This window comes from Winogradskyella wichelsiae, assembly GCF_013403925.1.
Lineage (GTDB): Bacteria > Bacteroidota > Bacteroidia > Flavobacteriales > Flavobacteriaceae > Winogradskyella > Winogradskyella wichelsiae.
The window spans coordinates 803,011-820,024 of the sequence record NZ_JABFDJ010000001.1; the positions used below are offsets into that span (position 1 = coordinate 803,011).

Annotated in this window: 11 protein-coding genes; 4 read left to right on the plus strand and 7 right to left on the minus strand. The window is 33.9% G+C overall.

The window, feature by feature from the left end; translation table 11 throughout:
* Positions 1-94 precede the first annotated feature (94 nt).
* Entirely contained in the window at positions 95-4,393 is a 4,299-nt protein-coding gene (locus HM985_RS03445; RefSeq protein WP_179374887.1) for a lamin tail domain-containing protein, read from the plus strand.
* Between the two features lie 239 nt (positions 4,394-4,632).
* Here the strand turns inward: HM985_RS03445 and HM985_RS03450 are convergent, their stop codons facing one another.
* The 4 genes from HM985_RS03450 to gdhA all read right to left on the minus strand — a co-directional run bounded on the left by HM985_RS03450 (position 4,633) and on the right by gdhA (position 11,666).
* Complete coding sequence (locus HM985_RS03450; RefSeq protein WP_179374888.1) at positions 4,633-7,062, minus strand: TonB-dependent receptor plug domain-containing protein; 2,430 nt, start codon at positions 7,060-7,062, stop codon at positions 4,633-4,635.
* Positions 7,063-7,091: 29 nt separating this feature from the next.
* Positions 7,092-7,811: a DNA repair protein RecO gene (recO, locus tag HM985_RS03455; RefSeq protein ID WP_179374889.1), complete on the minus strand. Its 720-nt coding sequence runs from the start codon at positions 7,809-7,811 to the stop codon at positions 7,092-7,094.
* 3 nt (positions 7,812-7,814) lie between these two features.
* Positions 7,815-10,196: a type IX secretion system anionic LPS delivery protein PorZ gene (gene porZ / locus HM985_RS03460; protein ID WP_179374890.1), complete on the minus strand. Its 2,382-nt coding sequence runs from the start codon at positions 10,194-10,196 to the stop codon at positions 7,815-7,817.
* 126 nt (positions 10,197-10,322) lie between these two features.
* Positions 10,323-11,666, minus strand: a complete 1,344-nt coding sequence (gdhA, locus tag HM985_RS03465) for an NADP-specific glutamate dehydrogenase (protein ID WP_179374891.1) — start codon at positions 11,664-11,666, stop codon at positions 10,323-10,325.
* Between the two features lie 296 nt (positions 11,667-11,962).
* Here gdhA and HM985_RS03470 point away from each other — a divergent pair, with 296 nt between their 5' ends.
* Positions 11,963-12,754 carry a THC0290_0291 family protein gene (locus tag HM985_RS03470; RefSeq protein WP_179374892.1) on the plus strand — a complete coding sequence of 264 codons (792 nt, stop codon included), beginning with the start codon at positions 11,963-11,965 and terminating at the stop codon, positions 12,752-12,754.
* 75 nt (positions 12,755-12,829) lie between these two features.
* Here the strand turns inward: HM985_RS03470 and HM985_RS03475 are convergent, their stop codons facing one another.
* The gene (locus HM985_RS03475) at positions 12,830-13,972 is read right to left on the minus strand and encodes a cystathionine gamma-synthase (protein ID WP_179374893.1); all 1,143 of its coding nucleotides are present in this window, start codon (positions 13,970-13,972) and stop codon (positions 12,830-12,832) included.
* Between the two features lie 152 nt (positions 13,973-14,124).
* Here HM985_RS03475 and HM985_RS03480 point away from each other — a divergent pair, with 152 nt between their 5' ends.
* On the plus strand, positions 14,125-14,844 hold the full coding sequence (locus HM985_RS03480; protein ID WP_179374894.1) for a DUF3298 and DUF4163 domain-containing protein: 720 nt from the start codon (positions 14,125-14,127) through the stop codon (positions 14,842-14,844).
* Here HM985_RS03480 and HM985_RS03485 read toward each other — a convergent pair.
* The gene (locus HM985_RS03485; RefSeq protein WP_179374895.1) at positions 14,841-16,088 is read right to left on the minus strand and encodes a cation:proton antiporter; all 1,248 of its coding nucleotides are present in this window, start codon (positions 16,086-16,088) and stop codon (positions 14,841-14,843) included. The genes HM985_RS03480 and HM985_RS03485 overlap by 4 nt on opposite strands.
* Before the next feature lie 4 nt (positions 16,089-16,092).
* Entirely contained in the window at positions 16,093-16,548 is a 456-nt protein-coding gene (locus HM985_RS03490) for a DinB family protein (protein ID WP_179374896.1), read from the minus strand.
* 83 nt (positions 16,549-16,631) lie between these two features.
* Between HM985_RS03490 and HM985_RS03495 the strand changes: the two genes are divergently transcribed.
* On the plus strand, positions 16,632-16,985 hold the full coding sequence (locus HM985_RS03495) for an arsenate reductase family protein (RefSeq protein ID WP_179374897.1): 354 nt from the start codon (positions 16,632-16,634) through the stop codon (positions 16,983-16,985).
* Positions 16,986-17,014 lie beyond the last annotated feature (29 nt).

Sequence of the window (17,014 nt, forward strand, 5' to 3'; positions counted from 1 at the left end):
ATTCTTGAAGTTTTTATTAAATAAATTTATACCTTACAAGTGCTTGACTTACAATCCCCAAAGTTTGTCTTACATAACTTAACCGACTTCAATTATGTTTACATCTTACAAACACTCCATCCTATTGGCCTTATTTTTGTGCTTTCCCTTATCGAGCTACACACAGGCAACACTTCCATTATCAAGAACCATATGGGACACCCCACCAACAGGCTGGACAGACTCATCATCAGATACTTATACATCAATTTTTGCTTGTTCAACTTCAAATAGTACTAAATTCAATTCAGATGGACAAAATAAAATAGTTTATTTTAATACTACACCCGATGAATTGACATTTGTTACTAAAACGACAAATATACTATCGACATCATCGCTGCTGGTAGAGGAATCAACAGATGGCATCAGCTATACTGAGGTCGTAGAATTAACATCGAACCTTATTAACCTATCAATGGGTTGTGAATTTAAAGGCCCATATCTCTTAAATTCGAATACGCGCTATGTAAAATGGACCTATACAAAACCATCAATAGGAGGGGAAAATATGGCCATAGATGATGTAGAAATAACAGCTAGTGCCGTAAGTCCTTGCACAATAGTATCGCTAGGGTTAACAGATATTTATTGCGATGATAACCTAACAATATACCCGCTTTTAGATGACAATATCACCTTTAAATTAAACCCAACAGGAACCAACTTAGGAACAACTTATAATGTATCGGTTGATGGGATAAACTCTGTAACACCTACTTCAGGTATTTACGGCGTTGAAACAGACTTTACACTACAAGCAGGATCTGCATTTAATGGAGATGTTATAGTAACAATAACAGATATCAGTGGTAATTGCACACAAAACGTTGTACTAACAAATCCCGGACCTTGTTCTGGAATAATCCCAACACCAACCATAACAGTTTCTCAAAATACATTGAGCAACCTAGATTACACATATGGCTCAGGCCCATCAGCAGAACAATCTTTTGATATAGAAGGATTATTACTGATTGCAGGCATAAGAGTTAATGCCCCTACTAATTTTTTAATTTCATTAACTAGTGGAGGTCCTTATACATCGACATTAGATATCCCTATTCTTCCAATAAATTTAGCAAATGGCACAAATACAATATATGTTGTTTTAGAGGACGGATTAGAAATTAACACCTATAGTGGCACAATTACCACAACCTATTTAACTTCGGGGTTAACAACAACACCTTCGGTCAGTGTTAGCGGTGAAGTAACTACTGGCTCATCTAACCCTGAAATAGACATAGAGCGCAACACAGGAACCTCTATACCAACTGGATCAACTGCAAATACCACTTACAATACTGTCTTTTTAACCACAACTATAGGATCTTCTTCAGCCGCAAAAGATTTTTATGTAAGTAATGAAGGTACAGCAGACTTGAGCTTAACATCAATTACGTCCTCTAATTCAGAATTTACAATAACACTAAACCCTGCAGCAACTACCATTACAGCCGGAACAGAAGAAATCTTTCAAATAACATATACACCTACAGCAACTGGCCTAAGCACTTCTACTATCAACATAGTAAGTAATGATGCCGATGAAAACCCATACACATTTGAGGTAAGTGGAATCGGAGAGTGCGTTTCTGGATCTATAGATCTACTCCCTAATACAGGACCCGTCGGTACAACGGTTAATGTAACATCTACTACAGCTAATTTCGGATTATCAACAACAGCGAGTATTGGTGGAATTAGTGCTAACGTAAACGTAATATCAGCTTTAGAAATAGAAGTTACAATACCAACAGGAGCGCTTACTGGAAGTATAGAAATCTATGATGATTTAGGCTGTTTAAGTTATGAAGTTTTCACCGTAGTGAATAATTTAATAGCAGATTGTGACGGAAACTCCACAACAATGCCTGTCAACCTTTTCATAAGTGAAATTACAGATGCAGGATCAGGATCTCATTCCTATATTGAAATTTATAATGGCACCGGAACAAGTGTTAACCTCAACGATTACGAGATAAGAATACATAACAACGGAGCAACATCGGCAACAGCCACAATTGAACTATCAGGAAGTTTAGCAAATGATAATGCATATCTTCTCGCTATAGGTGGTGAGAACGCAGAAGATCCTGAAGGTGGTTTTACAGCAGATCAATTTAGCAACACAGGTGGGGTTAATGATAATGATAACATAAGACTATATTTTGACAATGGAACTACAGAAACATGGTTAGACCTATGGGGAGAAACATCAGGAGACCCTTTTACCATTACATCTAAAGATTACACTTATAGCAGAAAAAATTCAGGTATAACTGCACCTAGTACAATTTGGAATCCTGCAGATTGGGAAACTATAACCCCTGTAGATTATAGTGATATTAGTAATTTCGATTTCTCTACAGGCGAAGCACCAACAATAACCCTGCAACCATTAGACACCGGTACATCTTGCAGCTTGTCTGCTAGCTTCACTATAGCAGGTACAGAAAGCTATAATGAAACAGATGATACAAAAAATTTAACCTACCAATGGTACTACAATGCCCCTGGAGCCGCTACATGGACGGAAATAGTCCCAAGCGACACCAATTATACAGGGCAGCAATCAGCAAACCTCATAACTAACAATAACTACGCCCTAAAAGGATACCAATACTACTGTCAATTACGAGAAGATAGCGCAACCTGTTATACAGCTTCTAATGCAGCCAAGTTAGAGGTGTTAACATCTGAATGGAACGGAACAAATTGGTCTACAGCACCAACAATTGACCGTGTTGTAATCCTTAATGAAAACTACAATACCACTACAGAAGTGAGTTTCAGCGCATGCAGACTAATTATTAATGCAGGTAAAACGCTAACAATAACAGATAGTAAATACGCTGAAGTCTATTACGACGTTACCAACAACGGAACATTCAACATAGAAAACAATGGATCATTGGTACAAATAGATGATAATACCACCAATACTGGAAACCTCAGCATGGAGCGCACCACATCGATACGCAAGCTAGATTATGTCTATTGGTCAACTCCAATACAAGGGTTTAACATTAATGACGTATCACCGGCATCACCTACCAATAAAATTTACAAATGGCACCCTACAGTAACAAATACAAATGGAAGTGAAGGCAATTGGCAATCGGCAACAGGAGAAACAATGACCCCTGGCGTAGGGTATATCATTAGAGGCCCAGAGGCTTTTGGAACAACACTTACAGATTACACAGCTACTTTTAATAATGGAGTACCTTTCAACGGAACATATACAGTACCTGTCTCTAGAGGATCAAACCCTATCACCTTCGACATTATAGATGACAACTGGAACTTATTAGGTAATCCCTACCCCTCTGCAATAAGCGCAGACGCATTGCTTTCTACAAACACAAATTTAAAAGGATACATCAACATATGGACACATGGTACATTACCAAACAACGCCACTTCAGAACCTTACTATGACTATTTTTCAACAAACTATAATGAAGAAGACTATTTAACATATAACAGTACCGGACCCAATACCGGACCCAATACTTTTGATGGAACTATAGCTGCTGCACAAGGATTTATGGTAAATATGGTTGATGGATCTGCAACAACTGATAATGTGGTTTTTAATAATACCATGCGAAACACAGCACTGAGCAACTCTGGTTTTTACAGAACAGCAAATGTTGAAAAACACAGAATATGGTTAGATTTAGTACCCGAAGGAGAGTCTTCTAAACGTATCCTTATTGGTTATATTGAAAATGCCACCGATGAAGCAGACCGAATGTACGATGCAATTGCAGAATTAAGTAGCGTAAATAACTTCTACTCCATTATAGATAACCAGCCTTACAAAATTCAAGGGTTACAATTACCTTTTAATGCAACAGATGTAATTCCTTTAGGTATAAAAGCGACAAACACTTCTAATTACACGCTTGGTATACATACAGTAGATGGTTTATTTGAAACTGAAAGCCAAACCGTGTATTTAAAAGATAATACCTTAGGCATTACACACAATCTAGGCCTACAACCTTATATGTTCACTCTAGAAGAAGGAACTTTTAACGAGCGTTTCGAGATCGTATTCAGACAAGAAGACGTCTTATCCACTGATGATAATGTCATCGATGCCAACACCATAACCATTACAGAGCTACATAATGGCATGGTTGAGTTTAGAATAGGAAATACACACACAATTAAACAGATTGCCATTATAGATATTACAGGAAGAGTAATCTACAATCTAAAAGGCAACACTTCTGCCGAGGTTTACGATTTATCTAAACTGAGTAAAGCGGCATACATCGCTAAAATAACTTTATCTAACGGACAGATTATTAGTAAAAAAGCAATTAAACAACACTAACTTACCAACCTTCGTTTAAAACTTAAGAAAAGCCTCTTTTTACAGAGGTTTTTTTCTATAGATAACTACAATACTTATAAAACTATTTTACTACAAATTTAATTAGAGATTCACCGAAGATACTTAATGGATACTCCCTACATACCGTATAGGTAATCCATAGCTAGTTTATGCTAATGACACGCAGGCCGAAAGGGTAAATACAAGTATTTTTCTAGCAAAAAAAAGAGTTTTTTAACTTAAAGCGTATATTTTAAAGCTAAAATTAAATTTCGACCTGCAGCCGACAACCCAGAAGAATAAGGTCGGTAGCGCTGATCTGTAATATTCTCCAAACTAGCGGTAAGACTAAGGTGCTTATCATACTGATATTGTGTTCGTAAATTTAAAGTGTGCCATGATGGTGCATAAGGATTACCATCTCCATCTAAAGCATAGATATAATCCTTTTCCGTCTCAGATGGCGCCAATTCATTAAAACCCAATTCACTATTATAAACCATATAAGCATCAAACAATAACTGTTTTGTTTTCCAAATTAAATGCGTCCGACCAAAGTTTGGGGCAACATGACGTATAGGTTCTTCTATGCCATCATTATCTTCTGTACCACCAACAACATTATATTGTGATCGTAATTTTAAATCCTTATTAAAGTTAACCTCTAATCCTGCTTCAAAACCATAAATCCAAGCTTTAGAAGCATTCTGCATGGCCTGCACGGTACTTAATTCACCATCATAAAGTAGTTCCGTTTCACCATTTAATTCGTAAGCTCTTCGTATTAAAGCATCATCTAGAAAAGTATAATAAGTGGCTAAATCTAAAATTATTTTGTTATTAAAATCGAGTTTTAAACCCAACTCTACACCATAAGCATATTCAGCTTTCAAATCTTTATTAGGCACAACCACAGCACCAGGTTCCGAATCAAACACCTTACCTACATCATCTATATTTGGAGCTCTAAAGGCCGTAGAAGCATTTAGTTTCCATTGCATGACAGTGTTAGGAAACCAAGTTACACCTGCCGTTCCTGTAAAGGCGCCTGTACTTAATTGCGCTTCATTAAACGGAAGATTTAAAAAGACATTGTTTGCCGTAAAGTTGGCTTTAGACCAAACTTGATTATAACGTAATCCCGATTGAAACACAAATTTAGTACTAGGCTTATACTTTAGACTGGTATAAGCTGCAAAGGACTGCCAAGTCGCACCATTAGGATACCGCGTAACATCTAAAACACGAGTATCGGTGTCTATATTTTGTTCTTCACCGAAAGAGCCAACCTTATTATAAATATATTCTACACCGTAAAAAAGGGACGTCTTAGTGCCAAACCGCTTTTCTAAATCTAAATTAAAAGACACTGCATCAACGTTCTCTTCACGCACATTCCTTAAGCGAGATCCAAAATCACGATCCATTCTACTTTCTTTGAAATTTTGATAAGCCAAGGTAGTTTGAATCTTATCATACAAATTAGAATGACTACTTATTTTAGTAAGTTGAAAGTTACCCATAAACCATTGTTGAGGTCCGTAATTCCATTCGGCAGAACGTAATTGATCATCAGAGTAACGCAATAATCTATCGTATCTAGAAAAGTCTGACGTTGTAGAGTAATAGAGTCCTAAATCAAAATCTAAAGTATGAGCTGGTTTATACCTTATCTTCTGCATCAAATTAATTTGATTGTAACCTGTTGGGGTTTGTACATTAGAATTTGAATTGATCCGTACCATATCTTCACCATTCTCTATTACCACATATTCTGGTCTTAAATAATCTTCTGGTCCGTTAGATCCCATTCGTAAATCACCAAAATCAGTGTAACTCACACTACTTAAAAAGGCCCACTTATCATAACCAAGATTAAAATCTAAATGGCCTGTTTTTTCGTCATTGGCAGAAGCAAACCGGGTTAGGGCGTTGACACTAAATTCTAATTCATTAGAATTAGCGAGTTGAGGTTTTTTAGTATAAAAGCTCATTACACCACCAATGGCATCACTTCCGTAAACCACAGAACCAGCACCAAGTGTAACTTCGGTGTGGTCTAAAGCAAATGGATCTATTGCGATAACATTTTGAAGGTTTCCACCTCTAAAAATAGCATTGTTCATCCGAACTCCGTCCACCGTTATTAAAAGCCGATTGGTAGAAAAACCTCTAATCATAGGACTACCACCACCCATTTGACTTTTTTGAATATAGATATTTCCAGAGTTTTCTAAAACATCTGCACTCGTTTGTGGATTGGCTAATGCAATTGCCTCAGCTCCTATACTGACAATTGTTTGAGGAATATCTCGTTTATTTTGCTCAAACTTAGAGGCAGAAATAACGATTTTATCTAAGCTTTCTACGTTAAGCTTAAGGTAAATTATCGTGTTATTAGAAGCTATTTCAGTTTTTGTAAATTGTTGGTTTTCGTATAAAAAATCTTTTAAAAATATAATTTCATTACTATGGAAAATAGATAAGGAAGCTTTACCGTTTATATCGGTTACAACAACTTTACTTTGATCTAGATTATACAAGGCAATACCAGGAATTGGAGAATGACTATCGACCTCTAAAACCGTTATATTTTGACCAAAAACGAACTGTAATGCAAAAAACAAAAAAAGACTATAAGACGTTTTAAGTTGCACTTGTAAATTCATAATTAGTATAAAATATGAGAGAAAATAACCTAATGAAACACTTCATTAAGGATCTGAAGTGACTTAGGTTTTCTAAAACTCCCTAAATGTAATTCAAAATAATTCAACAATATATTTAAAAACTCTTGCCGTTGTGCCGCGTTGATTTCAACTGTATTTAAGGTATCAAAATTTGTGCCTAACAAACGTTTTAACAATGTTAAATTTTCACCAGAAAGCGAATAAATGCCATAATTAGAAGCTTCAAAAATCCCAGATTCTAAATTAAAATAAGGGTAGTCATTATTAATATTTTCGGGCTGAAACCCTAAATAACGTGTTAACTTTAAAAGAAATAAAATATGAAAATTAGAGAACTGATCTTCATTATCTAAGTACTGCAGCGCCGTGCCTATAAAATGGAAGAGATCTTTATTTTTTTCTTCTTCCTTTAATACATTAGAAAGTATTTCGGATAAAAACAGCACAATAGAGCTCTTATAGATATTAGTATGAAGGCTTTTGTAGATGTAATTAAATTTAACTTCTTTAATATAATGAAGCGATTGGTTGGGCTTGTAACTTTCTTCTATTTCAAGTTGAGACAAAACTTGATAATACACGGTTTTTGATAATCCTTTCTTTGATTTCAGAACCCCTCTTAGCAAATAGCTTACTACACCGCGTTGCTCCGTATAACACTTCACAATAAGATCGTGGTCTCTAAACTTTAATTTTGAAAGCACTATGCTATTATTTTTTGAAAGCATATTTTATCGTACTATAAGAACTTTAAGCACCTTGGTTTCAAATGAATCTAAATCTGAGATTAGAATGACATAAACACCTGTTCTTACCACATTATTACCAAGGTTTTTACCATTCCAAATGGCTGTACCACCGTCTATGGCAAAATTATAATTTGCCCCCGAAGATCTTAAGTTAACATTAGACTGTGCTTCTGCTACCAAATTTCCTTCAATATCAGTAATTTTAATATTAACACGTTCTGTTAAACCACTAATCTTAACTCCTTTATTAATATCATTAAGATCATTGAAACCTAAAATATTATATTCTGGACGCACAGGATTTGGATATACAAATGCATCCTCTAGCGAGTCACCAACTGCTGAACCACCTGCTTTGTAAGCAAGCAAACCTTTTGTTGTCGCTATGTAAACAATACCGTTGTCTTGATCTACAGAAATATCATTAATTTGATTAGAAGGCAGTGGTGAGTTATCTTTTGTAAAATGATGAATCGTTGTTTGACCATCTGGTGAAAAATAGAAAATACCAGAGTCTAATGTTCCAATCCATTTATTGTTAGACCCATCTACTTTAATATCTGTAATGGTTTCTCCTTCTAATAATTCTTTAGCAATGCCCTCTTCTAATATAATAATAGAATTTAGTGTTGGACTTACATTATCGTAAAACCCCGAGGTATTATAAAGCACTCGCAATCCATTTGTAGACCCTGTCCAGAGTTGACTATTATTGTCTAAAGCTAAACTTATAAAACGCGAATAGGGATCTACACCTTGTGATTCCGAATTAATATTACGTAACGGATCACTTGTTATGGTTTCGTTATAAGCTATTAGTCCATTTGAGTAAGATCCAATCCATTTCGTTCCATTATTATCAATCTCCATATCAAAGAATCCTTCTTCAGAATCAGGCTGATCAATTAAATCTGAAAAATTATAAGAGCGCCAAGTTCCTGAATTTGGATCGTAAGATTTTAGAGGGCTTTCAATTCTACTTGTTATGGTCCATAACAATCCAGAACTATCAAAATCAGTTGCAGAAACTCTTATATCAACATCATTTGGATTATCTGTTATCAAAGATTCCAATCCACTATTGGTTTGATTATATAATATTGTCGGTTCAAAGTTATTTATTTCTAATAGTCCATTAAAAAATGAGCTTATAAAAACCTGATTTGAATTAAAAATATTTGGAGTAATCTCATTTAATTCTACAGCACCAAAAAGACTATCAACGGGCAAATCATTCCAAACTTCATTATTTAAATAACTTATGCCTTTAGACGTTAAAGGGTAAGGATTTAAAACACTTGTGTATTCACCGTAGGTAGCCCAAACGGTTTGTGTCGTTGCATTTAACTTATAGATTCCATTTTCTAATGGGCCGTTGGGTTTTATTTCGATGTATTCTGAAGCAACAGGAATAGTGTTATTTATAACTCCAAAATCAGTTGTACCAATATAAACTTCTTCATTTAGAACAACTGCTGAAGTAAACTCAGTATCAAAATCTCCTGAAGGCTGAAAACTTTCGACCAACTGAATATCATCATCATAAACATAAACATTATCTAAAGTTGTATAGACTAAAAACGACTCTGAACTGTAAGCCCCTTGAGGTATTAATGGTAAAGTGAATAATGTACTTACCGAGGCACCATCTATTTCACGAACGGCTCTGTCACCTCGAGCGGTATATAATTTATTATTTAATGCATTTATAGTATAATAATTTCCAGTTAAAACGGTTTCCCATTGCTGATAATCTATTAAATTAGGATTGCTTAAGTCAGCTTTTTTTAAACCATTACCGTCAAAGCAGGCTGCATAAATTTCGTTATTTAAAATGGAAACTTGTTTCACTATAACCTGAGTCCCACCAGCTCCTATATAATATGTATCACCAAACTCTAAACGCTGTAAGTCATAAATAGAAATCCCATAATCTGTAGAGATATAAATCAACCCTTCGTTTTCATAAAAATGATTAACGCGCTTATTAAGAGGGGTAATATTTTGCTTATCTAAAATATCTACAATAGATAATACCGAACCATCTTCTTCAGAATAAATTTCAATTAATCCTGTTTCATAACCTACTAATAAATATTGATAATTTTCACTGTAATAAATAGCGCTAATTTGCTCTCCAGACAACCCTTCTACTGATGAAATAGTAATCAGTTCATGTGTTAATGTGTTATATTCAAAAATTGCATTTTCAGCCGCTGCAAATATTTTGTTTTCTCCAGTTGTAATAGCTACAATATTATTGTAAGAATAATGGCCTTGCCATAGGGCTGAATAATCTTGACTATAACCTGACGCAGTTAAGCCAAAAACTATAATTAAAATTTTAAAAAAGGATTTAAACATCAACTAATAAGGTTTGCTCAAAGATATTTAATACTAACGATAATTTTAAGCTAATCATATATTATATCCTAAAAAAGCTTCTGTAACCAAACAGAAGCTTTTAAAGTTATTATTCTATCAGTTTAATTACACTACACCCTGAGCTAACATCGCGTCTGCAATCTTTACAAAGGCAGCTATGTTTGCCCCTTTAATATAATCAACGGATCCGTCTTCTGTTTTTCCATAAGTGGCACAAGATTCATGGATTGCTTCCATAATAGTCTTTAGACGCGTATCGACTTCTTCTTTAGACCAACTTAAACGAAGTGAATTCTGACTCATTTCTAATCCAGATGTAGAAACACCACCTGCATTTGAAGCTTTACCTGGAGCAAATAATAATTTTGCCTCTTGAAATACATGAATTGCCTCTGGTGTTGAAGGCATATTTGCACCTTCTGCTACACATATACAACCATTTTCTACTAATTGCTTAGCTTCATCTCCGTTCAATTCATTTTGAGTGGCACATGGTAAAGCAATGTCACATGAGATTGACCAAGGTCTTTGACCTGAATAGTATTTAGCGCTAGGGTATTGCTCAGTATATTCACTTATACGCCCTCGTTTTACATTCTTAAGGTCCATTATATAGTTAAGCTTATCTTTATCTATACCTTCTTCATCTAAAATATAACCACCAGAATCTGACATTGTAATTATAGTAGCTCCTAATTCAATGGCTTTCTCTGCTGCAAATTGAGCCACATTACCGGACCCAGACATCACAACACGCTTATCTTTTAGAGTTTCCTCCTTTACTTTTAACATGTTTTGAACAAAATAAACCACACCATAACCCGTAGATTCTGGTCGCATTAAAGAACCTCCCCATGTTGCGCCTTTACCTGTTAAAACTCCAGTAAATTCATTTCTAAGCTTCTTATAAATCCCAAACATATAACCAATTTCTCTTCCTCCTACACCAATATCTCCTGCTGGAACATCTGTATTTGGCCCTATATGCCTGAATAATTCACTCATAAAGGCTTGGCAGAAACGCATTACTTCACCATCTGACTTTCCTTTTGGGTCAAAGTCAGATCCACCTTTTCCACCACCCATTGGGAGTGTCGTTAAAGCATTTTTAAATACTTGCTCAAAAGCTAAAAACTTTAAAATACTTGCATTTACAGATGGATGGAAACGTAAACCTCCTTTATAAGGACCAATAGCAGAATTCATCTGTACCCTATACCCTCTATTAACTTTTATTTCTCCTTGATCATCTACCCAACTAATTCGAAATGAAATCAGTCGTTCAGGCTCAACCATTCTTAATAAAATATTTTTACCACGATACAATTTATGTTCAGAAATATACGGAATTATAGACTCTGCAACCTCTTTAACTGCTTGTAAAAATTCTGGTTCATGACTATTTCTAACTTTTACCTCTGCTAAAAAATCGTCTATTTCTTTTTTCATTTAACTATAATTTAATTTTGAAATTAGCTAATACATTGACCAGTTCTAAATATTAATCTATATTTGGCAAAATATTAGGATATTTTATTTTAATATATTGTAGCGTCCTTATTGCTTTAAGAACAAGACAAATATCTATCTTATTATTTTTGATGCTATAAAGATATTTATTCATTCTGAAACAAGATTAAATATTATTAAAAAATCAAAAAAAAGCACTCATTTAATTGAGTTTAATAGGTTGTCTGTCGAGTTTTTATATATTTGCTCGGTAAGAGCTTCAATTTTAGAATTACATGACACTAAGAATAAAACAACTACTCTTTCCATTGATACTTTTATTATCAGTGCAACTGAGCTATTCGCAGATAGGCTTTTCTAGTGAAATTGGTATTATAGCTGGTCCTGTAGCTTACCAATCTGACTTTGGTGAACGTTCTGATTTCGATACAAATTCAGGTAACGTTGGTTTTGGTATCGGTATTGTTTACTACATGAATTTTGACTATATCGCTAACTACAGTCGATCATTCAGAAATAGTTATTTTAGAGATCACTTTAAAGTACGTGCGGAATTATCTTGGAATAAAACAACACTTAATCATTACGGACAGTGGGCAGACAAGAATAGTGTTGCAGGTGAAAAATTAAGAACACATTCTGGAGAAGCTCAAAATTGGAATTTAGGTGCACAATTAGAATTTTACCCTATGAGTCTTAAATCTTTCTCATACGGACGTAGAGGTGGTGATAAATTTGCTCCTTTTATAAGTCTAGGTGCACAATATGTAGCATTTAATCCTAGTGTTACAACAACTTACGGAGACCAGAATATAAATAATGCAGATAATTTTTTCCCTAGTTGGGAACCTGGGTCTATAACAGACGAAAACGGATCTACACTTTCTATCGTAGGTAGTGTTGGTGTTAGATATAAACTGACTACACTTTCAGATTTAATGGTCGATTTTAGAATTCAAAGCTTTTTTGATGATAAAACAGATGGTTTAGATCATCAGTTAGCATCTAACAAAACGAATGATTGGCTCGTTTGGTTAAACTTTGGGTATATTATTTATTTAGACTAAAAGTTACTTTACAATATAAAAAAAAGCCAAATCATACGATTTGGCTTTTTTAATATTTATAAATTCATGTAGAAATTAACTTCCTATAGCTTGCTTTAAATCACTAAGCAAATCGTCTTCATCTTCAATACCTACACTTAACCGAATCATAGAATCTACAATACCTAATTTTTCTCGTTCTTCTTTAGGAACACTAGCATGGGTCATACTTGCCGGATGCCCTGCTAAAGATTCTACACCACCTAAAGATTCAGCTAAAGTGAAAATTTTTAGGGTTTCAACAATTTTAATCGCTTCTTCGTAATTATTTCCTTTAGTTGTAAATGAAACCATACCTCCAAAATCTTTCATTTGTAATTTTGCTATATTATGGTTAGGATGATTTGTAAACCCTGGCCAATACACATTTTCTATCTTAGGATGATTCGCTAAATATTCGGCAACAGCTTTAGCGTTTTCACAATGACGTTGCATACGGACATGTAAAGTTTTAATTCCTCTTAAAGCCAAAAAGGCATCTTGAGGTCCACAAATGGCACCACTTGCATTTTGAATAAAATATAAACGGCCTGCTAAATCTTTGTCCTTAACAATTAAAGCTCCCATAACCAAATCACTATGACCACCCAAATATTTGGTTGCAGAATGCATTACAATATCAGCACCCAAATCTAAAGGCTGTTGTAAGTATGGCGTAGCAAATGTATTATCTACAGCAAACCATACATTATGTTTTTTTGCAATTTTAGCAGTACCTTTAATATCTATAATATTTAACATTGGGTTGGTTGGCGTTTCTACCCAAATTAGTTTTGTATTCGTATTAATATAATCTTCAATAGCTTCAACGTTATCCATATTCACAAGATGAAATACAATACCAAAATCTTCAAATATCTTAGTAAATAATCTATAGGTTCCTCCATATAAATCACTTGTAGAAATAACTTCATCTCCTGGTTTTAGCAATTTTAAAATCGCATCAATCGCTGCTAAACCCGATCCAAAAGCTAAACCATAAGTCCCATTTTCTATACTAGCCAAAGATTTCTCTAAAGCATGACGTGTAGGATTACCAGAGCGTGCATATTCAAAACCTTTATGACCACCCGGTGTAGATTGCGCAAAAGTTGAAGTTTGATAAATTGGTGGCATAACGGAACCATAAGCTGCATCTGGCTCTTGACCACCATGAATTGTTTTAGTATTAAATTTCATAATTGTATGTTTTAAAAAAATGACTCTCTCTCTCTCTCTTATGTATCCAGTTAAAAAAATAACGAATGAAGCATCACAAAACTAAAAGATAATTCGCTGTATTGAAAAGTATACAATACCTTTATATCATGTTTAACAAAAGAAAAATAACTTTGAAACACATATTCCCATTTATAATCATTTTAGTACTTTTTAGTGCTTGTGATGAAGAAGTAAAACCGTTAGAGTTTAAAATTCACAATATTGATACAGCTTATGAAGCTAATATCACTGTTGCTTTTGATGAAGCTAAAAAAAACAAAGAACTTAGTAAAACTATAAATAAAGCGATAGAAAATGCAATAGTTAAAACTGTAAATTCATCGGAAAATGCTACAGATCTTGAAACTGTATTAACAAATTTTAATAATGAATATTTAAAATTTAAAACAGAATACCCTGAAGTATCCGAACCTATTTGGGAATTGAACATTGAAACAGAGCTAACGTATCAGTCTGAGGATGCTATTACAATTGCTATTAGCACTTACGAGTTTAAAGGTGGCGCGCACGGTAACGATCAAATAAAATTATTAAATCTTGACGCTAAAACTGGAAAAACATTAACAATTAATGATTTAATTAACGATATAAATGGTTTTAAAACGCTTGCTGAATCTAAATTCATGGAGTCCATACAAGAGGATGATACCAGCACACCTGTAGAAAACATCTTTTTCGGAGAACCGTTTCAATTACCAGAAAATATAGGATTCAGTGAAGAAGGTTTAATCTTAATTTATAACGTGTATGAAGTTACTTCTTACGATTTAGGCTACACCGAATTTATGATTCCTTTTGAAAAAGCTGAATCGTTTTTAAAACTTCATTAATTTTTAGATCGTGTTAATCGTCTAATTAAAGGCTCTACTGTTAAGCCTTGACCGATAATTGATACGACCACGACTACATATGTGATAACTAGGAATAATTCTCTATGCATGTCTTTAGTTAAACTTAAAGCTAATGCAATAGAGATTCCACCGCGTAAGCCACCCCAAGTCATAATTAAATTAGTTTTAGGTACAAAATCTAAACGCTTTGCAAAAAACTTAATGGGTATAAATAGAGAAATATAACGACACATTAATATAATAGGAATTGCAAATAAACCTGCGTAGATAAATTTACCATCTAAAGTTAGAATCAACATTTCCATCCCTATCATAACAAATAGAATTGTGTTTAATAACACATCAACTAATTCCCAAAACTTATCAACGTAAAGTTCGGTAGTTTCAGACATTGCCGAATTACGAACGGTATCATTCCCCACAATTAATCCCGCTGTAACCATAGCTAAAGGTGCAGATAAATGAAATTGATGTGCTAACATTGTTCCCCCCATAACTGCTGCTAGTGTTAATATAACTTCAATTTCATAACTATCAATAGAACGCATAAGTTGGTAGGTAATCCAACCTAACATTACACCTAAAACGATACCTCCAATAACTTCTTGACCAAATAAGGTTGCAATATCAGATAACTCAATAGCAGCATCTGGCTTTGCAGCAATCGCAAAAATGGTTAAAAACACGACAACTCCAACTCCATCGTTAAATAATGATTCACCAACAATTTTAGTTTCTAATTTTTTTGGTGCTCCTGCTTTTTTCAAAATTCCTAAAACTGCAATAGGATCTGTTGGTGAAATTAGTGCCCCAAATAATAAGCAGTAAATAAAATCAATATTTAAACCCATCATTTTTAGCACATAAAACATAGCAATACCGACTAAAAATGTTGACACTAAAACGCCCAAAGTCGCAAAGGCCAAAATAGGACCTCTTTGAACTCTCAGCTGATTAAAATTGGTGTGTAATGCACCTGCAAATAAGAGGAAACTCAGCATAATATCAAGCAACACTGTTTCAAAATCTATCATTGAGATAAATTCTTTTTCCTGTAATAACAAGGTATCATCAAATTGACCAATAACAACGACAACTACTGTAAATACAATGGTAATTACCATTAAACCAATTGTGATTGGCAATTTTAAAAATCGCTCATTTATGTAACCAAAAAGAGCTGACAAAACGATTAAAATGGTGGTAATTGAATAGTAATCCATAAAGCTATAATGATTTTCTGAGTGCTAAAATATAACCTAAATGCATACCTTCATGAAAATTATTGAATTCAATAGCTTCTTCTACATTATGCAATGTACTTTTCATGCCAACCGTGTATTCATAATAGGTCTTAAAAACACCTTTGGTATAATCTTCTTTGGTTTTCTCAATCGTAGAGATCAATAGGTCTTTTATTACATCGACTTCTTGCTGTGATAAATTATTTTCGGGTTGCGTTCCATTTCTAAATTTCGTTACCATATCATCAGATACCAACATTGACAAACCCGATAAATGATAAACCAAACGCTGTTGCGTAACAATCGTATGCGTAATATTCCAAATAATATTATTTGTAAATCCTTCGGGTATTTTATTAAGTTCGGCTAAGGAATGTTCATCAACAAAACGCACTAATAATTCTCTGTTTTTAAGAGTTATGCCGAAGGTCCAATCCATAAATTGATAATTTTTTTAAATGTAATTAAATTTCATTATAATTAAGGTTAATTTGCATTTTGAAAAATTAGAAACTCACTATTATGAATAAAATATACTACCTCAGCAGCTGTAGCACTTGTAGCCGCATTCTTAAAGAACTAGATATCTCAGACGATTTTCAACTTCAAGATATAAAGAAAGACCCTATTACAAAAGAGCAAATAGAACAGATGCGAGCTTTAACCGATAGCTACGAAAGTTTATTTAGCAAACGCGCTATGCTATACAAAGAATTAGATTTAAAAAATAAATCTTTAACGGAAGAAGATTATAAAAGCTACATTCTAGAACATTATACTTTTTTAAAACGCCCTGTCATCTTATTTAAAGATTCTATTTTTATCGGTAATGCTAAAAAAACTGTAGAAGCTGCCAAAGTAGCGATACACGGATAAAAAAGTTTAATCTTTTTTTCATTTTTATA